21 protein-coding genes are annotated in these 23,663 nt (G+C 65.8%); 9 read left to right on the top strand and 12 right to left on the bottom strand.

Translation table 11 applies throughout. The annotated features are described in order from the left end of the window. Positions 1 to 14: 14 nt before the first annotated feature. The 3 genes from LZC95_12815 to LZC95_12805 form a co-directional block, all read right to left on the bottom strand. Entirely contained in the window at positions 15 to 1,517 is a 1,503-nt protein-coding gene (locus LZC95_12815) for a M4 family metallopeptidase (protein ID WXA97712.1), read from the bottom strand. A gap of 153 nt (positions 1,518 to 1,670) precedes the next feature. After that, positions 1,671 to 2,333, bottom strand: a complete 663-nt coding sequence (locus LZC95_12810; protein WXA97711.1) for a DUF1109 domain-containing protein — start codon at positions 2,331 to 2,333, stop codon at positions 1,671 to 1,673. Then, a complete protein-coding gene (locus tag LZC95_12805; protein WXA97710.1) occupies positions 2,330 to 2,989 on the bottom strand; it encodes an RNA polymerase sigma factor in 660 nt (219 codons plus the stop codon). The genes LZC95_12810 and LZC95_12805 overlap by 4 nt, the downstream gene beginning before the upstream one ends. 221 nt (positions 2,990 to 3,210) lie before the next feature. On the opposite strand from LZC95_12805, the gene LZC95_12800 reads away from it, so the two are divergent. Next, positions 3,211 to 5,316 (top strand): pseudouridine synthase, encoded by a 2,106-nt coding sequence (locus LZC95_12800; GenBank protein WXA97709.1) that lies wholly within the window; start codon positions 3,211 to 3,213, stop codon positions 5,314 to 5,316. Positions 5,317 to 5,332: 16 nt separating this feature from the next. After that, positions 5,333 to 6,058 carry a class I SAM-dependent methyltransferase gene (locus LZC95_12795; GenBank protein ID WXA97708.1) on the top strand — a complete coding sequence of 242 codons (726 nt, stop codon included), beginning with the start codon at positions 5,333 to 5,335 and terminating at the stop codon, positions 6,056 to 6,058. Here the strand turns inward: LZC95_12795 and LZC95_12790 are convergent. The 4 genes from LZC95_12790 to LZC95_12775 all read right to left on the bottom strand — a co-directional run bounded on the left by LZC95_12790 (position 6,055) and on the right by LZC95_12775 (position 10,867). Next, positions 6,055 to 7,605, bottom strand: coding sequence for an aldehyde dehydrogenase family protein (locus LZC95_12790; GenBank protein WXA97707.1), 1,551 nt, complete (start codon positions 7,603 to 7,605; stop codon positions 6,055 to 6,057). The genes LZC95_12795 and LZC95_12790 overlap by 4 nt on opposite strands. A gap of 104 nt (positions 7,606 to 7,709) precedes the next feature. Continuing rightward, complete coding sequence (locus tag LZC95_12785; protein WXA97706.1) at positions 7,710 to 7,940, bottom strand: DUF4911 domain-containing protein; 231 nt, start codon at positions 7,938 to 7,940, stop codon at positions 7,710 to 7,712. After that, the gene (locus LZC95_12780) at positions 7,937 to 9,058 is read right to left on the bottom strand and encodes an SDR family oxidoreductase (GenBank protein ID WXA97705.1); all 1,122 of its coding nucleotides are present in this window, start codon (positions 9,056 to 9,058) and stop codon (positions 7,937 to 7,939) included. The genes LZC95_12785 and LZC95_12780 overlap by 4 nt, the downstream gene beginning before the upstream one ends. A 63-nt stretch (positions 9,059 to 9,121) precedes the next feature. Next, positions 9,122 to 10,867, bottom strand: coding sequence for a hypothetical protein (locus LZC95_12775; protein WXA97704.1), 1,746 nt, complete (start codon positions 10,865 to 10,867; stop codon positions 9,122 to 9,124). A gap of 132 nt (positions 10,868 to 10,999) precedes the next feature. On the opposite strand from LZC95_12775, the gene frr reads away from it, so the two are divergent. The 4 genes from frr (at position 11,000) to LZC95_12755 (ending at position 14,336) form a co-directional block, all read left to right on the top strand. Beyond that, entirely contained in the window at positions 11,000 to 11,557 is a 558-nt protein-coding gene (gene frr / locus LZC95_12770; GenBank protein WXA97703.1) for a ribosome recycling factor, read from the top strand. 120 nt (positions 11,558 to 11,677) lie between these two features. After that, on the top strand, positions 11,678 to 12,664 hold the full coding sequence (locus LZC95_12765) for a Stp1/IreP family PP2C-type Ser/Thr phosphatase (protein WXA97702.1): 987 nt from the start codon (positions 11,678 to 11,680) through the stop codon (positions 12,662 to 12,664). A 97-nt stretch (positions 12,665 to 12,761) separates the two neighbouring features. Further along, positions 12,762 to 13,472: a DedA family protein gene (locus LZC95_12760; GenBank protein ID WXA97701.1), complete on the top strand. Its 711-nt coding sequence runs from the start codon at positions 12,762 to 12,764 to the stop codon at positions 13,470 to 13,472. Between the two features lie 48 nt (positions 13,473 to 13,520). After that, positions 13,521 to 14,336 (top strand): Uma2 family endonuclease, encoded by an 816-nt coding sequence (locus LZC95_12755; GenBank protein WXA97700.1) that lies wholly within the window; start codon positions 13,521 to 13,523, stop codon positions 14,334 to 14,336. On the opposite strand, the gene hemG is transcribed toward LZC95_12755, so the two are convergent. From hemG to LZC95_12730, 5 genes are all read right to left on the bottom strand, one after another. Continuing rightward, entirely contained in the window at positions 14,333 to 15,760 is a 1,428-nt protein-coding gene (gene hemG / locus LZC95_12750; protein WXA97699.1) for a protoporphyrinogen oxidase, read from the bottom strand. The two genes, LZC95_12755 and hemG, sit on opposite strands and share 4 nt — an antisense overlap. After that, entirely contained in the window at positions 15,757 to 16,653 is an 897-nt protein-coding gene (gene hemH / locus LZC95_12745; GenBank protein ID WXA97698.1) for a ferrochelatase, read from the bottom strand. The genes hemG and hemH overlap by 4 nt, the downstream gene beginning before the upstream one ends. Beyond that, the gene (gene hemE, locus LZC95_12740; protein ID WXA97697.1) at positions 16,650 to 17,711 is read right to left on the bottom strand and encodes a uroporphyrinogen decarboxylase; all 1,062 of its coding nucleotides are present in this window, start codon (positions 17,709 to 17,711) and stop codon (positions 16,650 to 16,652) included. Before hemE ends, hemH begins: the two co-directional genes overlap by 4 nt. Positions 17,712 to 17,795: 84 nt before the next feature. After that, the gene (locus LZC95_12735; protein WXA97696.1) at positions 17,796 to 19,808 is read right to left on the bottom strand and encodes a 4Fe-4S binding protein; all 2,013 of its coding nucleotides are present in this window, start codon (positions 19,806 to 19,808) and stop codon (positions 17,796 to 17,798) included. Positions 19,809 to 19,812: 4 nt separating this feature from the next. Continuing rightward, positions 19,813 to 20,853 carry a DUF362 domain-containing protein gene (locus tag LZC95_12730; GenBank protein ID WXA97695.1) on the bottom strand — a complete coding sequence of 347 codons (1,041 nt, stop codon included), beginning with the start codon at positions 20,851 to 20,853 and terminating at the stop codon, positions 19,813 to 19,815. 93 nt (positions 20,854 to 20,946) lie between these two features. On the opposite strand from LZC95_12730, the gene LZC95_12725 reads away from it, so the two are divergent. The 3 genes from LZC95_12725 to LZC95_12715 all read left to right on the top strand — a co-directional run bounded on the left by LZC95_12725 (position 20,947) and on the right by LZC95_12715 (position 23,613). Beyond that, complete coding sequence (locus tag LZC95_12725; GenBank protein ID WXA97694.1) at positions 20,947 to 22,386, top strand: MATE family efflux transporter; 1,440 nt, start codon at positions 20,947 to 20,949, stop codon at positions 22,384 to 22,386. A gap of 90 nt (positions 22,387 to 22,476) precedes the next feature. Beyond that, entirely contained in the window at positions 22,477 to 23,220 is a 744-nt protein-coding gene (locus LZC95_12720; protein ID WXA97693.1) for an NAD-dependent deacylase, read from the top strand. Positions 23,221 to 23,325: 105 nt separating this feature from the next. Continuing rightward, on the top strand, positions 23,326 to 23,613 hold the full coding sequence (locus tag LZC95_12715; protein WXA97692.1) for a hypothetical protein: 288 nt from the start codon (positions 23,326 to 23,328) through the stop codon (positions 23,611 to 23,613). Positions 23,614 to 23,663: the final 50 nt, after the last annotated feature.

The following is a 23,663-nucleotide window of genomic DNA, read 5'->3' as shown; positions in this document are numbered from 1 at the left end:
GCTCAGCGTATCTACTACTGAGTCACACCCACCGCCGACCAGGCATCCGCCACGGCGGAAATCTCCGCCTGGGTATAGCCGAGGTCCTTGGCGGCCTGCCCGGTCCACTGCTTGGCCTGCGCAAAGGTGGTGGACGAGGTGAAGATCTGCGTGTTCGCGCGATAGAAGATCTGCGCCGCCTTTTCGATGCCGATGGCCGTCACGGTGACCGTCGTCTTGCCCTGCGGATGCTTGCCGCCTTGCGAGAGGAGGTAAAACGCGAGATTGGCAATTCCCGAGCTGTAGTGAACGTCCACGCCCGACGTGTAGTCCGGATAATAATCGAGCGAGTTTCCGTCCTTGGTGGGGTCATTCATGTAGCGAAGGGCATCGCCGGCCTTGTTGGGCGTATACACGTCTTCGCCCACCTTCCAGGTGTTGTCGCTGACCACCTTTCCGGCGCCATAATATTCGACGACATTGCCGAAGATATCCGACATGGCCTCGTTCAATCCGCCCGACTCCCCGGAGTATTCGAGGTCCGACGTGTTGGAGGTCACGCCGTGGGTGAGTTCGTGCGCGGTCACGTCGAGTGAATTGGCCAGATTGGAAAACGTGCTTCCATCGCCATCGCCGTACACCATCTGCGTGCCATTCCAATACGCATTGTTGTACCGCGTGCTGTAGTGCACGGAGCTAATGAGCTTGCCGCCATTGCCGTCGAGCGAATCGCGGTTGAAGAGCTCTTTGTAGGCGTCGTACGTCGTGCCCAATCGGTCGTAATTGGTGTTCACCACCGAATCCGACGTGGCCGCCTGCCCCTCCGTCCGCACGGTCGCTCCGGGCAGGGTCGTCTTGTTTTTCAAATCGTGCAATTCACGATTCTTCGCCGTATGAATCGTGGGAAGCCGCGCGACCACCGAGCCATCGATGGCGTCGACGAGCACCTTGTCCAGAATGGGCGTGCCATCGGCCTGCGTGCCTTTGACCGTCACTTGGTGGAGGAGTTCCAGCGTGTCGCCGGCGCGGCGATAAACCAATTGGGTGTTCGGGTCGGCCGAAACGAGATCGCCGAGCTCGTAGGCAGCAATAGCGCCGAGGGCGGCAGCGGCTGCAGGGATTTTGGCTGCTGCGGGCGCGGAGAGATCGCTGCGGGCATTTCCATTGGCGGCGTAGATGACACCTTGGCGGCTATGCACCACCAATTCGCCACCTAGGATTTCATATCCATTCTTTAATTGCGTGTAACGTTCGTGAATGGCGCCCGATTCGTCTTGAAGCGTATTCTTCAATACCAATTGAGAACCACTCGCATGCAGCGCGGAGGCAATGCTCGCCAATGCCGTTTTGGAGGCCGTGGCGCCGAGCTGGCCTTGCACGTAGGTGGGTATACCGGAGAGTTTCTCCGTCGAGACGATTTGCATATGCGTCGTCGACGGCTCCGCAGTGTCACTCGATCCCTCGGAATTTCCCGAGCAAGCCATGGGGGCGCACGCCAAAAGCGGCAATGCGACGAGGGTCGCAACTCGTGATTTCATGACAAACCTCCCAGCGGGGGTCTCGTGGTGATGATGGCCAATGCCGCTCCGCGCGAACGAGCGACCATCATTTAGGTATCACGATGTTGCCCAATATTCATCCACGAATGACCAATTCGTCATCCGTGGAAGAATCAAATCTCGATTTGTCGACTAAAGACCGAGAATTCGCGGTCCCACGAGGGCGCCCAGCACGGCGAGCATGATGGTCGGCAATACGTGCGAGAAGGCAATGTGGGGGATGCTCGCGCACCTGCAGTGCAGGTCAATCAAGGTGCCCGCCCAGGCGCCCATTGCTGCGCCCAATGCAGCGCCCGTGGAACGCGGATGAACGGGATCGGATCCGCGGCGCGCGATGGTCAATGCAATGAGGGGCAGAATGCCGAACACGCTCGTGAGCGTGAAGCAGCTGAGATAGTTCGACCACGTCGAATCGAAGACGGTCACCTCGGGCCACGACACGGTCCACAATGCCGCCCAGGCCAACAAGATGGGTGCGATGAGCAGCGCGGCGGCGACGAGCGCCTGCCGTGTGGGCCCGAGCATCGACTTGCGGCGGGAGAATGCGAGGTGGGTGGCGAAAGCCGCGACGATGCCCCACCCGATGCCGGTGGTGACGACGTAGCCCAGAGGGCGCCCGCCCAGCCGAAAGCCGCCCATGGCGAAGAAGACGGTGAGTGCGGAGACGATGGCCAACACCACCAATGCGCGCGTGGTCTGCGTCACCCGGGCCCGATCCGGCGCGGGCTCTTGGCGGGCGGCCTCGAGGATGCGCGCACGCAAATCGGCACTCGGCTTCGGAGAAGACGGCATCATGGAGACTCCTTCGACTCGGGGCCAGCACCGGGGACGGCGCCGTCATCTTCCGCGGGGAGGACTGCGCCGAGCGAAACACGAAGCGCGGCGTAGGCGCGGTGGGCGCGCAATTTGACGGCGGCCACCGTGGTTCCGAGCACGGCTGCGGCTTCGCGCAGCGACAATCCTTCTTGCTTCACCAATTCGAAGGCCACGCGTTGGTTTTCGGGCAGACGCTCGAGCTCACGGCCCAGCGCCTGGGCGACTTGGTTGGCCTCGGCCCAGGCTTCCGGACTTGCAGAGCTACCATCCGCGGAGCCGGCCTCCGACTTCTCCTCGTCGTCGTCGACGCCGATGACCTCACGGCGACCGCGCCGCACGCTGTCGATGAGGAGGCGGCGCGCAATGGCAAATGCCCAGGGCGTCACGGCCGACCCCGCCATGAAATGTCCCCGCGCCCGGTGGATACGCAGAAACGTCTGCTGAACCAGGTCCTCGGCACGCTCCCGCGAGCGGGTTTGGCGCAGCAGGTACCCGTAGAGTCGGGGAGATAGCTCATCGTAGACCACCGCAAAGGCGGCGTCTTCCCCCTGCGCATAGCGGTCCATGGCGCGATCGAGCTTCTGCTCCCCTTCTTGCGGAGCACGTTTTCGCCCGTCTTGTTGGCCGCCTTGCACGGACGGCTTTGTATCACCTTACGCACATCTTCCACTACGGAGGAGAAGCGCCTCGGTTTCGGTCGTGTTGAACGAGGCGTAATAATCCGGCGCAGCTCTGCTCGAACCCGCTGTCCGGCACGCCCGCGGCCATTCCCCCGCGGCCCCGCTAAAAGAATCCGTGCTCGTACCTACCAGCAGGTTTCAGGCGAGTCAGGTTATGCTATGTTTAGGGATTCACTATGGCCTCCCCTCTGGACTCCGGGCCGTTCCCCGCGGCGAATTCTCACCACGCACGGCTACGCGTCTTATGTGAGCACGCCGAGCCTTGCGGAGGCTGTCCCATCATTGGGCTTTCCTACGGCGAGCAACTCACGCTCAAGCGCGGGCGCGTGGTGCAGTCGGTCTCGCGGTACGCCGCGCTCGAGCTGCTGTACACCGAGCCGGTGATCTTCGCGGACTCCGTCACGGAGTACCGCACGCGGGCCAAACTCATCGTGGCACCCGGCGGCAAGATCGGGCTCTACGCGAAGGGCGGCGGGCACCAGATCGTCGACATTCCGCATTGCCAAGTGCTCTCGCCGTCGCTGGCCCGGGTCACGTCGTTGCTCCGGCGCATCGTGTCGCGCGACGAAGAGCGCGGTGGGCCGCTGGCGCCCTTCGATATTCTCGGCTCGGGTGCCCTGCGCGCGGTCGACCTTCGCGAGGTGCGCGACCGTCCCGATGGTCCTGCCCGCGTGCTCCTCACGCTCGTCCTGCAGCGTTCGCGCACGGCGGATTTGGCGCTCCTGCGCGTCGCCGCCGCGGAGCTCATGGCGGAAGAGACGCTGCTCATCGGCGTCGCCGCGAACTTCCACGAGGGAGAAGCCCCGCAGATCCTGGGCAACGAGACGGTGGTGCTCCGCGGCGCCACGTCGGCGCCCGATCGCGTGGGCGACTCCACGCACCTGGCGACGTTCGGTTCCTTCGTGCAGGCGCACCGCGATCAGGCCGCGCGCGTGCACCGCATGCTCATTTCGGCGCTGATGGGCAGCAAAGCCGGAACGCGGCCGCGCATTCTCGACCTGTACGGTGGCAGCGGCGCCATTGCGCTGAGCCTCGCCACGGCCGGGGCCGAGGTGAAGCTCGTCGAGTCCTTCGCCCCCGCGGTGGCCCAGGCCAAGGCCGCGGCGGACATGCAGCACCTGCAGCTCGAGGCGGAATGCGGCGATGTGGCAGGCACGTTGCGCACCCTTTCGCAACGCGGCGCGCGGTTCACGGCGGCGGTGGTCAATCCACCGCGGCGCGGCATGAGCCCGGTCGCGCGCGAGCTGTTGTCGCGGCTGGAGATCGACACCATCGCGTACGTCTCGTGCGATCCCGACACCTTGGCGCGCGATCTGGATCACTTCGCGCGACTGGGCTTCACCACGACGCATCTGCGCCCGCTGGATATGATTCCGCTCACCGACGAGGTGGAGACGGTCGCCATCCTGCGCCGCTCGCAGGTGCCCCGCGCGCGCGTCGTGTACGAGGATGACGACGTGCTCGTCGTCGACAAAGGCCCCTACGAGCCGACCACGCCGCAGGGCGAGTACAAGAGCTCCCTGGTCGTGCGCGTGCGCAAGATCCAAGGCGCCGAAGAGGCGGTGCCGGTGCACCGGCTCGACGTCGGCACCAGCGGCCTCGTTTTGTTCGCGCGCAAGCCGGACATGGTCGCGCGTTGGTCGGCCGCCTTCGCCGCGGCCACGGCGCGCAAGATCTACGTCGTCGGCGTGCGCGGCATCACGCCGTCGAAGGGCGCAATAACGCGCGACTTGCGTGAGGACGGTGTCGCGCACCCGGCGCGCACGCGTTACCGCCGGCTCGCCGTGGCCAGTGGCCATAGCGTGCTGCGCGTCATCCCCGAGCAGGGGCGCACGCATCAGATCCGCCGGCACCTTGCGGCCATCGGCCATGCGGTGCTGGGCGACGATCGCTACGGCCACGCGCCGACGAACCGCTTCTTCGAGGAGCGCAACGGGCTCGATCGCACCTTCATGCACTGCGTGCGGCTCGAGTGCGACCACCCCATCACCGGGGCGCGCATCATCATCGAGGCGCCGCTGCCGGGCGACCTTCGCGCCGTGCTCGAGCGCGCGGGCGGACCGGGCACGCTGCGTTTCCTCGATCACAAGAATGCGCTGGGCACGGCCTCGAGCCTTCCGCCGCCGCCGCCCGACTCGCACCACGACCACGGCGCGCCCATCGACATCCAGCACGCGAACGAGACGGGGGCCCTCCCCGCGGTCAATCTGGATCCGAACGACACGGGGACCTTGCCGGCGATCATCCTTCCCGACAACGATCGCTCCAGCCGCGGTTTCTGACTAAAGTCAAGGCTGCATGGCGCATTCGACGTACGAGACGCCCGTCTATGCGGCGACGGCCGCGATGCCCGTTCGGTCCCACATCGAGATGCACACCCTCATGGGGCTGCTCGGCGACGTCACGGGCAAGTCGATCCTCGATGTGGCCTGCGGCTACGGGTACTACAGCCGCGCACTCGCGCAGCGCGGGGCTGCACGCGTGCTGGGCATCGACTTGTCCGAGAGCCTCATCGGCGTGGCCCGCGAGCTGGAAGAGCGCGAGCGGCTGGGCATCGAGTACCGCGTGCTCGACGTCTTCGAGGCGCCGGTGCTCGGGGCCTTCGACATCGCGCTCGCAGCGTGGCTCCTGCCCTACGCGACCACGGTCGACGAGCTCGAGGCGATGGCGCGCAGGCTTCATGCGCAGCTCGCCCCCGGTGGCATGCTGGCCGGCATCGTCCCGAGCGACACGCCGGATTTACAGGGAAACTACACGCAATACGGGATGACCCTCACCGCGCCGGATCCACCCGGCGATGCCGACGAGTACGACATCACGTTCCACGTCGAGCCGCCTTTCGCCATCCGCTCGCGCATCTGGACGTTGCCCACGCTCGAGCGTGCGCTCGCGGCGGGCGGCTTTCACGATGTTCGCTGGGTGCCCGCGCAATGCTCGCCCGAGGGGCTCGCCGAGTTCGGCCGGGAGTACTGGGAGCCCATGCTCACCCGACCGAACCTGGTGTTCTTCACCGCGAGAGGCTAGAGGCGGAAGCCCGAGTCGACGGTGACTTCTTCGATGTCCATCTGTGCCTTCTGCAGCTTGCCGGCGTAGTCCCAGTTCATCGACTGCCAACGGGTGAACTGGTCGAGCACCCAGACGCCCGATTGGCGTGAGCCGTTGCCCGATTTGCCGTTGCCGCCGAAGGGCAGGTGCGCTTCGGCACCCGAGGTGGAGTTGTTGATGCTCACCATGCCCGCGGAAACGCGTTCGCGGAAGCGGAACGCGTGGGCGGGGTTGTTCGTGTAAATCGCCGAGGAGAGACCGTAGCCGTGGCCGTTGGCCAGCTCGATGGCCTCCTCGAACGAGGAGAAGCGCATCACCGACACGAGGGGCCCGAACGTCTCGTTTCGATAGAGCGCATCCTCGGCGCGCACGCCGGTGACGATGGTCGGGTGAACGAAGATGCCCTTGTCGGGATCGCCCACGAAGCCCGGGCGCGGATTCTTCGCGGTGATGCGACCGCGCCCCGTCGAGCCGTGCACCTCCTGGTGCGAAGCGATGTGCCCGAGCCAATGCTCGAACGACTCGAGGAAGCGCTGCGAGAGGAGCGGCCCGTACAAGACGCCCTTGTGCGTGGGATCGCCAATAATGGCGCTTTCGACGCGCTGAACGAAGCGCGAGACGAAGGCGTCGTACACGCTGTCGTGGACGATGGCCACGCCCAAGGACGTGCAGCGCTGGCCGGCCGTTCCGAAGCCCGAGAAGAGCGCGCCCTCGGCCGCGAGGTCGAGATCCGCATCGGGCATGACCACGAGCGGGTTCTTGCCTCCGAGCTCGAGACACGGCGTCTGCAGGTGACGGCCCGCGAGCTCGCCGATGCGGCGACCGATTTCCGTCGAGCCGGTGAAGCCAATTTTGTTGAGCAGCCCCGCCTCGAGTGCGCGCTCGAGGCCGCGGTACGTGGTGGCGCCATCGGCATGCACCGTGTTGAGGACACCGCGCGGGACGCCGCCCGCGACGAAGAGGCGCGTGAGCGCGTCACCCAGCGCGGCCGCGTACTCGGCCGGCTTCCACACGACGGAGTTGCCGCAGAGAAGCGCGGGAACGAGGTACCAGGCCGGCACCGCCACGGGGAAGTTGCCCGCGGTGACGATGCCCGCCACGCCCACGGGGACGCGGAAGGTGAAGAGCTGCTTGTCGCGCATCTCCGACGGCACGGTGTGCCCATAAAGGCGCCGGCCTTCGCCGAGGAAGAAGTCGCACGTGTCGATGATCTCCTGCACCTCGCCCAGCGACTCGGCGTACGGCTTGCCGACCTCGCGCGTGACCAGCGCGGCCAGGGCTTCCTTGTTCGCCTCGACCAGCTTGCCGACGGCCGCAATCACGCGCCCGCGTTGCGGTGCGGGTGTTTGCGCCCACCCGGCCTGCGCCTTCTTCGCCGCGGCGAAGGCGAGCGCAATTTGGTCTTCGCTAGCAAGGGACACCTCGGCGACGACGTCGTCGAGGCGAGCAGGATTGACCGACGAAATGGTGGATGCGGCGCCGCGCAGAGGCTGGCCGTCAACGAAGGAACTGAGGATCGGAGGCATGGTTTCCGAGGAGGGTATAGGGTTTAGGGTGTAGGGTTTAGGGATCGGGAATTTGGGTTCTGGCTTTTTCCTAAACCCTAAACCCTAAACCCTAAACCCTTCTCTCATTCGACACGCATGGCGCCGAGTTCGCGGCAGAGGTCGTCGATGATGGCGTCGAGCTCGCGTTCGCGACCCTCGGGGGCGGCCAAGGTCAAGTCGCCGCCGCGCTCTGCGAAGACTTGCGCCACGCCTTCGAGCGCCTCGACGATGCCCTTGAGGAACACGACGTCACGCGCGCGCACGCGAACCTGGCGCGTGATCATGCCGGGACCAATGGCGGGGGGTACGCTCATCCGAGGGGATCCTCCAGCTCGCGATCGGCGAGCCGCTTCTCGCGCTTTTCACGAAGACGAACCTGCACGTATTCGACCAGTCGCTCCACGTACGTCTCGAACGGCGGGCACTGGATGCCCGTCCCTGCGAGAATGTCGTCGGTGTTCGCCGTGCCATAGACGACGGGTGTGCCCAATGCATCGAGAAAGGCACGCGGGCTCTTGGAAAAGCGGTCGATGCCCGGCGTACGCAACAGCGCCTTCGTCAGATTGGCCGGGATGAAGCCACGCGGCAGGCGCCGTCCTCCGGCGCGCGCCACGAGCTCGAAGATGCCCCGCGCGGTGAGCGGGCGCGGATCGACCACGTGGAACGTGCGCCCCACGCTGCGCGGATCGAGGCCAATGGCCCGCGCCACCTTGGCCACGTAATCGATGGGCACCAGGTGCAGCGGTGAATCGCCGCGGCCCGGCAGCGGCATGGCGAAGTCCGGCGGCGACGTCACCATCAGCAGAATGAGCAGGTATGGGCCATCGAAGCGATCGACCTCGCCGGTCTGCGAATCTCCCACCAGAATGGCCGGGCGCACCACTGCGATGGGAACGTTGTTCATCGCCTGGCGCATCATCCGCTCGGCCCGCGCCTTGGTCTCCTCGACGACGTTGCGGAAGCCCTGGCCCTTGTCCAAATCTTCCTCGCGCACGAAGCCGGTGCGGTCGCCGGAGACGGCGGCGGTCGAATGAAAGACGAGGCACTTCAAATTCGAGCAGGCCTCGGCCACCTCGAGGATCTCGCGGGTGCCGCCCACGTTCGTCTGCTCGGCGATCGCGCGATCCACGCCGATGTACGAGACTTCGGCGGCGTGGTGGATGCGGTCGACCTCCTGCGTGATGGTTCGCAGCTCTTTGCCGGATAGACCGAGGTCCATCGCGGCGGCGTCGCCCTCGAGCAGGTTGACCCTGCGGCGTTGTTCGAGCGGCAGAATATCGAGCGAGAGCATGGCTTCGGCCGTTGATTGCGGCCGCACCACGGCGTGCACGAGCGTCTTGGGCGAGAGGAGGATCTCTTCGCAGATCTTGCGCGCGCCGAAGGAAGGAAACCCCGTCAGCAATACGACTTCATCGAACCCCGGGCGTGACATGGCGCAGCGAGCGTACTCGTTCGCCGGAGTTCCGGCGAGCGGAGCCTGACGAGTTTTTGTGACTCAGAAGCCGCCCGCGCGTCGAATGAGCTCCCGCGCGAAGGCGTGGCTCGCTTCGACGGTCACGCGCGCATCGTTTCCTGCGCGTCCCCAACCCACCACGAGCGCAAGTCCCCCGCCCGCTCGCGCTGGGTCGAGCGCTCCGCGGCGCAGTACGAGTGCCAACGACACATCGGAGCCCAGTCGCTTCACCGCCCCCGCGAAGTCGGCATCGTCGCCCGCCTTCGCGGGATTTTCCGCGACCTCCCGAAGGACGGCTACCGGATCTTCCGCCACCGCAACGTCGATCTGCGGCGCGCCGCCGTGCACGGCCCATGCGACGCCTGCCTTCTTCGGCAGCGCCGCGGCCGCTGCGGTCTTCGCCTTGGGATCCTTCGGCTCGGTCCGCGTGAGCAGCGCCTGCTCCACCTTGCCCAGGCCCGGCACCTCCACTTGGGACGTCGTCACCTGCTTCATTTGAAGGAAGGTCTCGAGCGGCCCTTTGAATGCGGGCTTGTCCGCCAAGGCCACCAAACCACGCACCGCACGCGAGGCACTTTCGGCATCCGTCGCCGGCGCGCGCAGGAGCAGGCCCGAGCCAACCCATGCCACGGAGAGCACATCTCCGCGCCCCTTGGACCAATCGGCCAGTGCGCGCTCGAGCTTCTCGCGGCCGTCGGCATCGATGCGATCGCCGAGCGCCTTCGCCACCGCCACGGACGCATCGTGCGCTCCTTCTTGTCGCTCCTTGGCGTCGCTTCGCAGAAGAAGCGCCGTGGCCGACGCCTTCGGCACATCGAGAAGCGGTGCCGCATCGCCCGCGTGCATCGCGCGGACGGTCTGCGCGGCCGGGCCGTCGGGCGATGCCGGCGTGAAGGTGCCCGCGATGCGCAAGCCCTCTTCCGACGGATCGATGACGAGACGGACGCGTTCCAGATCGCCCAAGATGCCGAGCTTGCCCTTCACGAAGGTGTCACTCATCTCCACGATGGCGCGCGGGTCGCCGAAGTCCGGCGCTTTTCCTCCATGCGCCTCGCGCATGCGCGCATCCTTTTGCTCCATGTCTGCGCGGAACTGCGACCACAAGGACGTGAGGTACGGTCCGAACGGCCCGGTGAAGGCCGAGCGCGGAGCCTCGATGGCGATGGATCCGCTGGGCGGCGGCTTCGCCGGCAAGGTGCGCGTGACGTAGGGCCCGAGGCGCGTGAGATCGGCCTCCGTGCGGGCCACGACGAGGAAACCTCCGCGCGCGACGGCCACCGCAGCGGGCATCGCAGGCGCGCCTGCTTTTGCGCCAAGAACGGTGAAGCCCGCGGCATCGTGCGGTGCATAGCGCGCGTTTTGCCCTTCGAAGAGCGTCCCACGCGTGCGGCGCTCGTCGAGGAGGCGCACGGCGATGGCAAACGAGAGAGGCCCCTCGGGACCCGCCGGCGCTGCAGCCAGGGCACCGAAGGCGGGTGCGGTGCCGTCGATTTCGGGACCCAGCCCCGGATCGAGCGACGCCAGCGAGGTCAGGAGCCCGCCCAGCGTCATCGGCATCAGCGCCAGCGCGCCGCCCGTTCCCCGCTGCACTTTGCCCCACGAGGCATTCGGATCGATGACCACCGCCTCGGCAAGTAGACCGTCCGGGGCGGGAACCGGCGGTTCGATCGCGGCGGCCGCATCGGGCGCGGCATCGGATTTTCCGCATGCTTGGCAGGCGGTAAGGCCAGCGACCACTATCACCAGGAAGGCGAGCAACCCTAGAAGACGATGGCGTAACACGCGCATTGTCTTACCTCGTCCATGGCAAAGCCAACAATCCAGCTGGAACTCCCGGGCAAAATGACGCTAAGGTGCGAGTTCCTACCTGGTTTGGCCCGGCCATTGCGCTAGCCTCACCCGCCAGAAAAAGGACCTGCGATGTTGGAGGACATACATAAAGACCTGTTCGGTGCCATCGGCAAAGCCCACGACAATCTTCGGAGGGAGTTAGCCAAGCTCCGGGCCGGGCGCGCCAACCCGAACCTGCTCGACAACATCCGCATCGATTACTACGGCTCGACGACGCCGCTGAATCAGATGGCGCACGTCAACGTGCCGGAGGCGCGGCTCATCACGGTCAAGCCGTGGGACAAGTCGCAGATCAAAGCCGTCGAGAAGGCGCTGCGCGAGAGCGATCTGGGGCTCAACCCTCAGGTGGACGGCGACATCATCCGCATTCCCCTTCCGCCCCTAACGGAAGAGCGCCGCAAGGACTTCGTGAAAATCGCGAGGAAATACGGCGAAGAATGCAAGGTTACGATTCGTAAGGCGCGTCACGACGCAATCGACATGCTGAATGAGATCGAAAACGAGGGGGGCGCAAGCTCTGATGATGTCGAACGAGCAAAAAAGAAGGCCGAGGAGACCGTGTCCGACGGCGTCAAGCAGGTCGACGCCCTCGTCGCTACAAAAGAGAAAGATATTCTCGAAATTTGAGCGCCTTCGTGAGAAACCAGAATTAAATGGACTCTACGGAGGCCCAGTCGCTTGCCCACCTTGACACACTCCCGGGCGAATGAAACCCTTGGGCTCTACTCAAAAGGAGCGACTCGGTTGATGCGGGCCATCGCAGCCGGGCTGAGCGACGTAGGGCTTCAGCGCGAGCACAACGAAGACTCCTTCATTGTACTCAAAGAGTACGATCTGTTCGTCGTCGCCGACGGCATGGGAGGTCATCGCGCAGGCGATGTTGCCTCCCGGCTGGCCACCGAGACGATCAGTGAATTCTTCAAGTCGACCGCGAACGAGGACGTGACGTGGCCGTTCCACTTCGACACGAATCTGTCGGAGGAGGAAAACCGGCTTCTCACCGGCATCCGCGTGGCGAATCGGCAAATCTTCGAGCGAAGTACCCGCTCGCGCGAGTACCACGGAATGGGCACCACCGTGGTAGGGGCGATGTTCAGTCCCAGCAAGAGGCGGATGTACATCGGTCACGTGGGCGACTCACGTTGCTACCGCATTCGCGATGGACAGATTCGCCTGCTCACGCGCGATCACTCGCTCATCAACGACTACCTGCTCGCGATGCCCGACCTCACCGAGGAGCAACGCAGCGAGCTGCCGAAGAACGTCATCACGCGCGCGCTCGGCATGCAGGACCAGGTGGTGGTCGATCTGCAGCACGACGATCCGAAGGACGGGGACGTGTACGTTCTCTGTTCCGACGGCCTCTCGGGGATGATCGTCGACGAGGAGATCAAGCGCATCGTCTCGCACGCGGCGAACATCTCCGAGGCGTGCCGAAAGCTCATCGAGAAGGCGAACGAGCACGGCGGCGAGGACAACATCACCGCGGTGCTCATCAAGATCGAGGAGCGCGGAGACGACGACGAGAAGCCTTCGGACGAGGCCAAGGCCTTGGCATCCGAGGGTGACATCGACGGCGAGGACGATACACCGGCCTCCTTTGCCGATGAGCCCACGCATCCGGGCCTCGCCGGCTCGCCTACGGTCGAGCCCTCCGCAAAGGGAGAGGCCAAGGGCGATGGCAAGGGCGACGGTAAGACCGAGCCGGCCAAGTCCAAAAAAGAGACGACGTAGGGCTCCTATTCGGGTCGCGACAAGCCCATGTCGTGAGCACGGGCCTGGGCTTCCGCTTGACCCAACAGACGAGCCACGTTAAACCGCCAGGATCTTCATGGTCAAAGCCATCTTTCTCGTTCTTGGCGGCTTCTGCGTCTACGTCATGGGGACGCTCGGCTACTTTGGTATTGCGCTGTTGATGGGCATCGAGAGCGCGTGCATTCCGCTCCCCAGCGAGCTCATCATGCCGTACGCGGGCGCGATGACGGAGCCCTCGGTCAATGCGGAGTTGGCGCGGCAGTTCAACATTGCGCTGCCCGAGTTCAATCTGTTCGCGGCGGCGGTGGCGGGCGCGCTGGGGTGCAACCTCGGTAGCGAGCTCGCATACCGCATCGGCGCTACGGGCGGCCGCCGCGCCATCGAGAAGTTCGGCAAGTACGTTCTTCTGAGCAAACACGAGCTGGCCATTGCGGATCGCTGGTTCGACAAGCGCGGTGACATCATCGTGTTCGTCGCGCGTCTGCTCCCGGTGGTGCGCACCTTCATCGCGTTCCCCGCGGGCGTGGCGCGGATGAATTGGACGAAGTTCCACATCTACACCTTCATCGGCTCGCTCCCCTGGTGCTACGCCCTCGGCTACGTGGGCCAGCGTCTCGGGCTGTCGCTGCTCGACGAGAGCTCGCCGCTGAAGCACTTCATGCACAAGTTCGACGCGGTCATCGCCGCCGTCATCGTCGTCGCCGCCGTGTGGTTCGTTCGCTCGCGCCTCAAGGCCCTCCGCGGCTACCGCGAAGAAGCGGCAGCCTCCGCCGAAAAAGCGCCGTAAATCCCGCCCAGGGCGGCTGGCTCTTAGGAGTGCTATCTTCACTCCATCATGAGCCAGCGGCTTCGTTATCAGGTCGATCCCGCGGATCCGCGTGCTCCGTCGATGGAAATCTGGGAGCAGCTGACGCCCGCGGAACGGACGAGGGTCGTCGCGGAGCTTCCAGCGGAGGTGCCCTGGGAGCTCATGCCGCCCGAAGGAGACGCCCACCGCAAGGCGAAGGAGCGCTCGGTGGATGCGCTCGATGGGTTCTTTCGCAAGGTGGGGCGGCGCGTTTACGTCTCCGCGGAGCTTGCGGTTTTCTATCCCAATGAGCCTCGATTCTCGCCCGACTTGCTCGCGGTGCTGGATGTCGAGCACCACGACCGATCGAAGTGGGTCGTGGCGGCGGAAGGCAAAGGGCTCGATCTCGTCATCGAGGTCGTTTGGGAAGGCAGCGAGAAGAAGGATTACGAGTTCAACGTGTCGCGGTATGCGCGACTGGGGACCGCGGAGTACTTCATCTACGATCGGAAACGGGGGCGGCTCGTTGGATATCGGCTTCCGTCGTCGGATGCGAAGACGTACCAGCCCATCGTGCCGCAAGGCGGGCGTTGGAGCTCCCAGGTGCTCGGGCTGGATCTCGCGCTCGAAGCCGAGCGAGTACGATTCTATTACGGAAACGCGCCGCTTCCCGAGTCGGCCGAACTGGCGGCGCGCACGGAGAACCTGCTCAATGAGGCGATCCTGAGGAAGGAAGAATCCGACCAACGCGCCGAAGAGGAAGCGCAGCGCGCCGACCAAGAAGCCGCGCGCGCGCGGCGGGCGGAGGAGGAGCTCGCGTCGGTGCGGGCGGAGCTCGAGAGGTTGAAACGGGAACGGCTCTAGCCGAGGATCTGCCGCGCGACCGTTTCGGCTTGGCGGATGCAGTCGGGGATGCCCACACCATCGAGGCCGCTGCCGGCGGCGTAGAGGCCGGGGTGACGGGAAAGCTTTTCCGTCAGGGCGCGGATGCGCGGGAGGTGGCCCAGGTAGGGCTGCGGGCTCGCGCGGTGGAAGCGGAAGACGCGCGTGAAGAGGGGGCGGCCTTCGATGGGGGTGAAGATGCGGAGCTCGCGCAGGGCGAGATCGGCGAGTTCGCCGTCGTCGCTGGCGAGCAGCTCTTCGTGACCGGCGCCGCCGACGAACGCGCGCATGAGCACATGACCGGCGGGCGCGCGGTGGTCCCATTTGCTGGAAACCCAGGTGGCGGCGAGGATTTTCCGGCCGAGTGAGCGCGGGACGATGAAGCCCGTCGCATCGAGCTCGTGGGCGATCTGGGCGCGCTTGAAGGCGAGAAAGACGGTCGCCGTGGAGGCGTAGTCGAGCACGCGATCGAAGGCCTCCGCCAGCGATGCATCGAGGCCGCGCACGATGTTCGCGCTGGCGTGGGCGCGGCTCGCGAGGACCACGTCATCGGCGAATTCGACGCCGCGTGCGGTCTCCACGGCGTAACGACCGCGCGGATCGTCCTCGAGCTCGGAGATGCCGAGCACGGGGCAGCTCGTGCGAAGGTCGGCATCGTGAAGCTCGTCCTGCAGGGCCGCGATCATCGAGCCCAGCCCCCCGCGCAGCGAGAGGAAGCCGGGCTTCGGCTTTTCGGCCTCGCCGTTTTCGGAGCTTTCCATTCGGGCGCGGCGCTGCGCGCGCATCGCCAAGATGAGAGAACCGTGCTCGCGCTCCGCGGCGACGAACTGCGGGAACGCAGCGCGCACCGAGATGGCCCCGGCGTCACCGGCGAAGATGCCACCGAGCAGCGGCCCTGCGAGGCGATCGGCGAGATCGTCACCGAGGCGGCGCGACATGAAGGAGGCGACCGATTCATCCTCGTCGCCGTGGTAGATGCGCCGCGGGACGAGAGGCTCGAGGGCCATGCGCAGCTTGGCGTCCCAGTCGAAGAGGCCCGTGGTGACCATCGGTCCCACGGCGGTGGGGACACCGAGCACGAGGCCCTCGGGGATGCGGTGCAGCTCTTTTCCCCATGCCACGTAGGCGCCGCGGTGCGTTTCCACGGTGGAGATGAGCTCGGGGCCGAGCTTGAGTGCGCGCACGAGGCGCTCGGCATCGGGCTTCGTCGAGAGCCACGAATCGGGGCCGCCGTCGAGGATGAAGCCACTGCGGTTCTCGGTGACGATGTTGCCGCCGACGTTGCTCGAGGCCTCGCAGATGGTCACGCGGATGCCGCCGCGCTCCTTGGCCAGGCCCAGGAGCGCACGCGCGCAGGCGAGACCCGTGACGCCGGCGCCGACGACGAGGACGTGCCGCATCGTCATGGGAGAAGCTCCTTCGCCACGCCGACGATGGCATCGACGAACCGCGGGGCCACGTTCAGAGAGGCCGCGCGGCTCGTGGTGAGACCGCGGGCACGCCCGAGGGCCGCGGCCTCGATGTCCAAGTCGTAGAGAACCTCGACGTGGTCGCTCAAAAAGCCAATGGCCGCGAAGAGCGCGTGCTTCTGCCCGCGCGACGCGAGGGCGTCCAACGTCGACGGCAGATCGGGGCCGAGCCACTCCCCTCCCCCCATGCCCTGGCTCTGGAAGGCGACCTCGTAGGGCACACCCAGCGCGCGACCGATGGCCTCGGCGCTCTTGCGCACTTCGCGTTCATACGGATCACCGGACTGGATGACCGACATGGGAACGCTGTGGGCGGTCATCACCACGGTCGCCTTCGCGCGGACGTCTTCGGCGAGCGCGTTCCAAGCCTCCCCGATCGACTCGGCAAAGGCCGCGGTGAGATCGGGCGATGCGCCCCAATTCTTCGCGCAGCGCACCTCGAGGGGCTTGCCCACTTTGGCGGCGGCGCGGTCCATGGCCTCCGCGTACGCGGGCGTCGAATGCTGCGCCAGCGGCACGACGATGACCCGCTCGATGCCTTCGCCGGCGAGCTGCGCGAGCACCTCCTCCGGGTACGGATGCCACATGCGCATGGCCATGCGCGTGGGAAGGCCGAGGCGCGCTTCGACGAGCCGTGCGAGCTCACGCGTGATGTCGCCCAGCGGCGAGCGACCGCCGATGGCCTGGTAACGATGCCGCAACTCGTCCACCACCTCTTTCGGCGGCGGCCGCCCGCGGCGGATGTTCGTCACGAAGCCATGCAGATCATCCAAATTTTCCACTGTGCCGTGAGAAAAGAGGACGACGGCGGTTTTCGCCGGAGCGCTCACGTGCCAGCCGTTCCCGTGGAACCCGTGCGGAAGCGCGGGCTCTGCTCGTGCACGAATTCGATCACCGCCTGCACGGTTTCAACGGGCGTCTCCGGCAGAATGCCGTGGCCCAAGTTGAAGATGTGCCCCGGCCGCCCCGCTGCCTCCTTGAGCACGCGCGCAGCGTGCATCTCGGCGACCGCGCGCGGCGCGAAAAGCACCGTGGGATCCAGGTTGCCCTGCACGGCGCGATCGTGACCGACCTTGCGCCAGCCTTCCGCGAGTGGGGTGCGCCAGTCGAGACCGATGACGTGGCCCCCCGCATCGCGCATCGATTCGAGCAACGTGTGCGTGCCCGTTCCGAAGTGGATGACCGGCACACCGAGGGTCATCGCGTCTTGGAGAATGTGGCGCACGTGCGGCTGCACGTACTCGCGGTAGTCGTCCGGCGATAGCTGTCCAACCCACGAATCGAAGAGTTGCACCGCATTGGCGCCCGCCTCGACCTGCGCACGCAGGTAGCGGCGCACCACCTCCGCCAGCTTGTGCATCAGCAGGTTCCACGCGTCGGGCGCCTCGTACATCATCTTCTTCGTCTTGGCGTACGACTTGGTGCCACCGCCCTCGACGAGGTAGCTCGCCAGCGTGAACGGCGCCCCCGCGAAGCCGATGAGCGGCACGCGCCCGGCAAGCTCACGCTGGATCGTACGAATCGATTCGAGCACGTACCCGAGCCCCTCCTGCGGATCGATGATGCGCAGCTGCTCGATCTGCTCGACGCGCGCGATAGGCTCGTGGATGACCGGCCCCTCACCCTTGGCGAACTCGAACGGCGCGCCCATCGGCTCCAGCGGCAAGAGGATGTCCGCGAAGAGGATCGCCGCATCGACGCCGAGCCGCAGGGGCTGCAGGGTGACTTCGCAAGCAAGCTCCGCGTTCTTGCAGAGCTCCAGCAGGGTGTGCTTGGCCCGTAGCGCCCGGTATTCCGGCATGTAGCGGCCGGCTTGGCGCATGAACCAGACAGGGGTCACATCGGTGGGCTCGCCTCGGCACGCGCGCAGGAATCGGTCGTTTTTCACGCGTGGAACTCTAATTCACGGTGCGCGAATGTGCACCTGTCATCCGCTTCACCCGCGCCAACTCAGAGTTTCATCCGCGCTGACTCAACTTTTCTGATTGTAGTTGGTGTTCTCGAGGAGAATCACGTTGGTCTTGCTGCGCGATTCGCCGACGCTGGTGATGTAGACCGCGGGTTGATCCTGGACGGGGCAGACCTTTTCGCAGGCGCCGCATCCGATGCAGAGTGCGGGGTCGACGTGGGGGCGCTGAAGCTTCACGGTCTTCATTGCCGGCTGCTCGCCGTTGGGGCCCGGCTTGGAGTCGCGGACGGGGGCTTCCACCTCCTCGACCCAGATGGCCTTGGGCGAGGTGGGGCAGAACTCTTCGCACACGATGCACGGGGTCTGCATGCTCCAGGGCAGGCAGCGTCCATGATCGTAGAACGCGGTGCCGATCTTCACCGGCGGAACGCCGATGCCGAGCTTCTCTTTCTCGGTGATCTTCTGGATGGCGCCCGTGGGGCACACTTGGCCGCAGAGCACGCACGAGTGCTCGCAGTAGCCGATGCGCGCGATGAGGATGGGCGTCCACACGCCCTCGAGCCCCGACTCGAGGAAGGCCGGGTGCAGCGCGTTGTTGGGGCACACCTTCATGCACTCGGCGCAGCGGATGCAGCGCTCGAGGAAGCCGCGCTCTTCGACGGCGCCCGGCGGGCGGATCACCTTGGAGTGGTAGTTCACGTCAAGGGCATCGGCGATGCGCGAGGCCGGCAAAAAGAGAGCCCCGGCGCCCGCGGCGGCGAGTGCGGTGCGGCGCTCGGTGTCGGGCTTGGTGACGGTGCCTTTGCGGTTCGGCAGGAAGCGGAACTTGATGACGTCTTCCGGGCACGCCGTTTCGCAATTGAGGCACATGTGGCACTCGTCTTGGCGCCACTTCACGCCGCCCTGGGGGCTATCGGCCCCCTGGCAGTTCACCAAGCAGAGATTGCAATCCGTGCATTTTGCATGGTCTTTCTCCATGCCGAAGAGCGCGAACCGGGCGAACACGCCGAGGAAGGCGCCGAGCGGGCAGAGAACGCGGCACCAGAATCGCGGGATGAAGCGATTGGCAAAGAGGACCGCGATGAGGAGGAAGACGATGAGCCACGTCTGGTGGAAGTAAAACTGGTGCGACTGCCAGACGGCGCTCGCGAGGAAGTCCTGCGTGTGGTCCGCGACGCCCTGCACCCCTCGCGAGGGCACCATGGAGGCCCCGCCCAATGCGCGACCGCCGATGTATTGCGCGGCGGGAATGACGCCGAGCCCGATCGAGCGAACCGCGATGCAAATGGGATCGAACAAGCCGCCGATGGCGCTGCCAAACAGGCCCGCCACGAGAAACGCGTAGAGCAGGTAGTATTTGGCGCGCTGGTAGGTGTGCGTCTTGTTGGCTTCGACGCGCACGGCACCGCGCCCGCGACGCGATGGCAGCAGCCAGCCGAAGAAATGATGGAGCGTGCCGAAGGGGCAGATCCATCCGCAGAACACGCGTCCGAAGACGAGGGTGAGCGCGAGGAGGCCGATGCTCCAGAGCAAGCCGCGGTAGACGGTGTGCGTGGAGAGGACGGTCATCGCCGTCACGAAGGGATCGGCGAGGAGGAAGCCTTCGACGGGGAGCGGAAGACGAACGGGGGTGTCCGCCTGGGCGGCGAAGGTGCCGCGGAAGGCCGTCTGGAAGAGGAAATACATGAACAGCGCGAAGAAGAAGACTTGCGACGCGCGGCGCACCCAAACGAGGGAGCGGATGCTCAGACGGGCCGGGATACCCGAGCCGGGGAGCTTCTTTTTCTTGGGCTTCGGCTTGGCCGGGGCGGTGATGGTCGGTGTTGCAACGGCGGCGGCGGAGGCGACCGGTGCGCTCGCCTTCTTGGGCGCCGATACGATCCACGAGGTGTCGCGATCCAAGGGGGCGACGGTGCCGGCTTGACCGGTCTTCCAGGGGATGGGCTCGGGGAAGTCGTGCATATCGTGATGCACGTGCGCGAGCTTCGTGGCCGATGCTGCCGCAACGTCGAGGGAGACGCCGTCCCTAGGCCCCGCTTTGGGGGCCGTTCCTACATGCTCCATGGGGCCTGCCATGACGTCACACCTCCTTTACGCGGAGGTTTTCCCAGTACATCGTGCCGATGCCGCGCTCGTGGCCCATTTTCAAGTAGGGCAAGTTGTCGCGGTGCTGCCCGATGAGGGTGCACGCGAAGGCATCGGCGGCCACCTGATCGACGGAAGCGACGATGGTGTGCATCTCGCGCGTGTCGTCGATGTTGCCGCCCTGCGGGCCATTGCGCACGAGCACGCGGATCGCGTCGACCACCGTGAGCGACGGCCGCATGAACGTCGCCAAGTCGGCGATCGAGGTGTCGATGTTCTGGTGGAGCCGGTTGCGGCGGCCTCCGAGCACGCCGTACCAGTTCTTCATCGCGGCGGTGAATTTGGCCAGGTTGTGGTGCTTGGCCACTGGCACGTTGATGACTTTGTCCGCGTCGACCAAGGTCGTAAAGATGGGCCATTCGTCGAGCACGTCGCCCTTGAGGCGCATCGTGCGGAAGCGGTGCTCGGCGGGAAGCACGATCTCTCCGCCCACCGCATACGCCTTGCGCCAGATGCCCGAGCGCTGAAAGCACCGATTCGGGTCGTTGCACGAGCCGTCGGCCACCACCACGCGCTTGGCACCAGCCTCGTACGCGATTTGAACGACGGCGGCGACCACGTCGGGGTTCGTGTTGGCGGCGTGCACCGGCATCCGATCCCAACCGATGTTCGGCTTGACCACGACGATGTCGCCACGGCTCACGAAGCGTCCCATCCCGCCCAGCGCCTCGAGGGCGTTTCGCACGAGCTGCATCGGCGCCAGCGGTGGCTCCCCCGCCGTTTTCGCCAGCGGTGAGCGCGCGATGGCCAGCTCCGCGAACTGCGTCTCCTTGCGCGCGGATGCCACGCGGAAGTCGCGCACCTGACGCGCCCCCTCCGCCGAACCAACACCGAAGCCCCCCTTGTCCCAGACCGCACGGCCGAGGGCCGCCGATCCTGCGAGCACGCCGAGCGCAGCCCCGCCCCGCACCAGCAATTCGCGGCGGGACGGCCTGACCAGCGTAGGCTCGGACTTGACTTCCGGCTTCGACTTCACCCCTTTCTCTTAGCGCTTTTTTTGCCGGGCCGGCAACTTGTGGTGCAGCTTGTAGCGCAACGCACGTGCCACTAGGCTCGTGCCCGCTTCCGCATGCTTGCCACCCGCCGAATTCTCGAGGGCCCCCTCGCGCGGGAGGTCGCACGCTTCGGCGTACCGCTTGCGGTGGGTATGGCCCTGCAGACCACCTTCAACCTGGTCGACGCCTACATGGTTGGGCAGCTTCCTCGCGAGGAGGTCGGCCCAGCCATCGGTGCCCTGGGCATCTGCGACCAGGTGGCAGCGCTGGGTACCATCTTCAGCTACGGCGTCTCCACCGCCTCGAGCGCCATCGTCGCCAACCGCGCGGGCGCCCAGGACAAGGAGGGCGTCGCCACCGCCGCGTGGCAATCGATCCTCATCGTCACCGCACTCGGAGTCCTCTTCGGCGTGCTCGGGATCGGCTTCGCGGGCACCATCGTGCGCGACATCATCGGCGCCAAGGGCGGCGTCGCCCTCTTCGCAACGCGTTACCTGCGCGTCGTCGTGGGCGGGAGCATCACCATCTTCCTCTTGCTGCAACTGGCCAGCATCCAGCGTGCGCTCGGCTCGGCGAAGACGCCCGTTTCGCTCTTGCTCGCGGGCAACGTGCTCAATGTGGTTCTCGCCATCGTGCTCATGTTCGGCCCCGGCCCGGCGCCGGCGGCGTTCGCGTGGGCGGGGCCCATCGCAGCCTTCTTCCACATTCCGCGCATGGGCATGCTCGGCGCGGCGTGGGCCACCATCATCGCGCGCGGCGTGGTGCTCGTGCCCAACATGATCATCCTGGCGCGGCGCTTCCAAATCGTCATCCCGCCGCGTGGCCAGCGCGGGCCGCGCCGCGACGAGATTTCGCGCATCGTCGGCGTCGCGTGGCCGTCGAGTGCCCAGATGGTCATTCGCATCACGGCGATGCTCATGGTCAATTCGCTGGTGGCCCGCTTCTTCACCAGCGAGACCGACCAGGTCGCGACCACCGGCCTCGGGCTGGTCTTTCGCGTGGACACGATGGCGCTCTTCGTCGCGATGGGCTGGGGCAGCGCGGCGCAGACCTTCGTCGGCCAGAACATGGGCGCGGGCCAGGATGCACGGGCGAGCTTGAGCGGCTGGACCACCGCCGTCTACGACGGCCTCACGAACATCGGCTTGATGGCGCTGCTATTGCTCCATGGCGAGGCCATCTTGCGCATCTTCGACGACGACGCCGGCCCCGTCGGCGTCGCCCTGCGCTACTTGGCCATCATCGCCCCGACGTACATCGGATTGGGCGTGGGCATCGTCCTCGGCAATGCCATGGCCGGGGCCGGAGCCACGCGCACCTCGATGTGGATCGATGTGGCCGTCATCCTCGGGCTGCAGGCGCCCCTGTCCATCGTTGCAGTGGCCGTGTTCGACGCATCGCTCGACACATTGTTCCGCTGCGTCGGCGCCACCAACGTCGTCAGCGCCCTGGTGTATGCGGTCGTCTATGGCCGTGGGAAATGGCGCCATGCGGCGGCCGCGCGCATCACGTAGCCGTTCACCTTACGTCAGCGCGTCTTCGCGCGCCTTACATTGCACCGTGGCTCTAGCCGCGTCTAGTCACCGCCGCTACTCTCAGGGACGATGGTCGTTGTCACGTACGACAAGCTCCCGCCCCTCACCATTGGACCGCACGAACGCGTCTTCGTGCTCACGGGCGCGGGCATCAGCGCCGAAAGCGGGATCCACACGTTCCGCGATCAGAACGGACTGTGGCAACGTTACCGCATCGAGGACGTGGCCTCCCCCGCAGGCTGGCACAACGACGCGAGCATGGTGTGGAACTTCTACTCGCAGCGCCGCGCGCAAGCCGAGGAGGTCGCGCCCAACCCCGCGCACTACGCGCTGGCCGAGCTCGAGGCCAAGCTGGAAAACCGGCTGTTCCTCTGCACGCAAAACGTCGACCCGCTCCACGAGCGCGCGGGCTCACGGCGCGTTTGCCACATGCACGGTGAGCTTTTCAAATCGCGTTGCGAGAATGCGAAGTGCCACACCCCGCCGCACGAAGACCACGGCGTCTACCTCACGCACGAAACCATCCCGAACTGCGTCATGTGCGGCCAACGCCTGCGCCCGCACATTTGCTGGTTCGGTGAAATGCCGTTCGAGCTCGATCGCATCACGCGGGAGCTCGCACGCTGCGATTGGTTCATCACCATTGGCAGCTCAGGCGCGGTTTACCCGGCTGCGGGGTTCGTGCAGGAGGTGCGCTCCCACGGTCGCGCTCGGACCATTTATGTCGGGCCCGAGCGACCCGACAATGCCGGGCATTTCGACGAATGCCGACTGGGCAAAGCCGGAGAGGTCGTTCCGGTTCTGTTTGCGTAGGGATCCCCGCTTTTCATCACATGGCCGCTTTCCAGGGTGGCAGTTCTGGAAAAAGTGCCTCGGCACTTGAAAATTGCCCGTGCCTGAGCCATTGGACAGGGTCCCATGTCCATGAAGCGATCCAAACCGCGTTCCAGCGGCAAAAGCCAAGACGCACAAGAAGGCGACGATTTCTTCGCGAAGCCGAAAGAGGCCGAGAAGAATTGGGAAATCGAAGTCGCCAGCAAACCCGATGAGGCGTTCAGCCCTTACGCTCTCACCACGCGATTCGACAAGGGCCAGCTCGTCACGCACCCCAAATTCGGCAAAGGCCTGGTGACCTTCGTCGAAGGGACGCGCATCGAGATCCTCTTCCAAGAGGGAACGAAGAAGCTCGGTCACGCCGCGACCTGACGCGCTTCATCCCGCCACCATCTCGAAAGTTCGAAGTTCGAAGTTCGACG

This window comes from Sorangiineae bacterium MSr12523 (assembly GCA_037157775.1).
In the GTDB taxonomy this organism is placed as follows: Bacteria; Myxococcota_A; Polyangia; order Polyangiales; family Polyangiaceae; genus Pendulispora; species Pendulispora brunnea.
This window is presented reverse-complemented; position numbering and strand designations above follow the sequence as displayed.

What these genes read in the sequence shown, in the direction of transcription:
- LZC95_12790 (WXA97707.1), bottom strand. Translation starts at nt 7,605, where the DNA reads ATGCCTCCGATCCTCAGTTCCTTCGTTGACGGCCAGCCTCTGCGCGGC.
- LZC95_12735 (WXA97696.1), bottom strand. Translation starts at nt 19,808, where the DNA reads ATGGCAGGCCCCATGGAGCATGTAGGAACGGCCCCCAAAGCGGGGCCT.
- LZC95_12760 (WXA97701.1), top strand. Translation starts at nt 12,762, where the DNA reads ATGGTCAAAGCCATCTTTCTCGTTCTTGGCGGCTTCTGCGTCTACGTC.
- LZC95_12800 (WXA97709.1), top strand. Translation starts at nt 3,211, where the DNA reads ATGGCCTCCCCTCTGGACTCCGGGCCGTTCCCCGCGGCGAATTCTCAC.
- LZC95_12775 (WXA97704.1), bottom strand. Translation starts at nt 10,867, where the DNA reads ATGCGCGTGTTACGCCATCGTCTTCTAGGGTTGCTCGCCTTCCTGGTG.
- LZC95_12755 (WXA97700.1), top strand. Translation starts at nt 13,521, where the DNA reads ATGAGCCAGCGGCTTCGTTATCAGGTCGATCCCGCGGATCCGCGTGCT.
- LZC95_12725 (WXA97694.1), top strand. Translation starts at nt 20,947, where the DNA reads ATGCTTGCCACCCGCCGAATTCTCGAGGGCCCCCTCGCGCGGGAGGTC.
- LZC95_12715 (WXA97692.1), top strand. Translation starts at nt 23,326, where the DNA reads ATGTCCATGAAGCGATCCAAACCGCGTTCCAGCGGCAAAAGCCAAGAC.
- LZC95_12810 (WXA97711.1), bottom strand. Translation starts at nt 2,333, where the DNA reads ATGATGCCGTCTTCTCCGAAGCCGAGTGCCGATTTGCGTGCGCGCATC.
- LZC95_12795 (WXA97708.1), top strand. Translation starts at nt 5,333, where the DNA reads ATGGCGCATTCGACGTACGAGACGCCCGTCTATGCGGCGACGGCCGCG.
- hemG (WXA97699.1), bottom strand. Translation starts at nt 15,760, where the DNA reads ATGACGATGCGGCACGTCCTCGTCGTCGGCGCCGGCGTCACGGGTCTC.
- LZC95_12720 (WXA97693.1), top strand. Translation starts at nt 22,477, where the DNA reads ATGGTCGTTGTCACGTACGACAAGCTCCCGCCCCTCACCATTGGACCG.
- LZC95_12785 (WXA97706.1), bottom strand. Translation starts at nt 7,940, where the DNA reads ATGAGCGTACCCCCCGCCATTGGTCCCGGCATGATCACGCGCCAGGTT.
- LZC95_12765 (WXA97702.1), top strand. Translation starts at nt 11,678, where the DNA reads ATGCGGGCCATCGCAGCCGGGCTGAGCGACGTAGGGCTTCAGCGCGAG.
- LZC95_12780 (WXA97705.1), bottom strand. Translation starts at nt 9,058, where the DNA reads ATGTCACGCCCGGGGTTCGATGAAGTCGTATTGCTGACGGGGTTTCCT.
- LZC95_12815 (WXA97712.1), bottom strand. Translation starts at nt 1,517, where the DNA reads ATGAAATCACGAGTTGCGACCCTCGTCGCATTGCCGCTTTTGGCGTGC.
- frr (WXA97703.1), top strand. Translation starts at nt 11,000, where the DNA reads ATGTTGGAGGACATACATAAAGACCTGTTCGGTGCCATCGGCAAAGCC.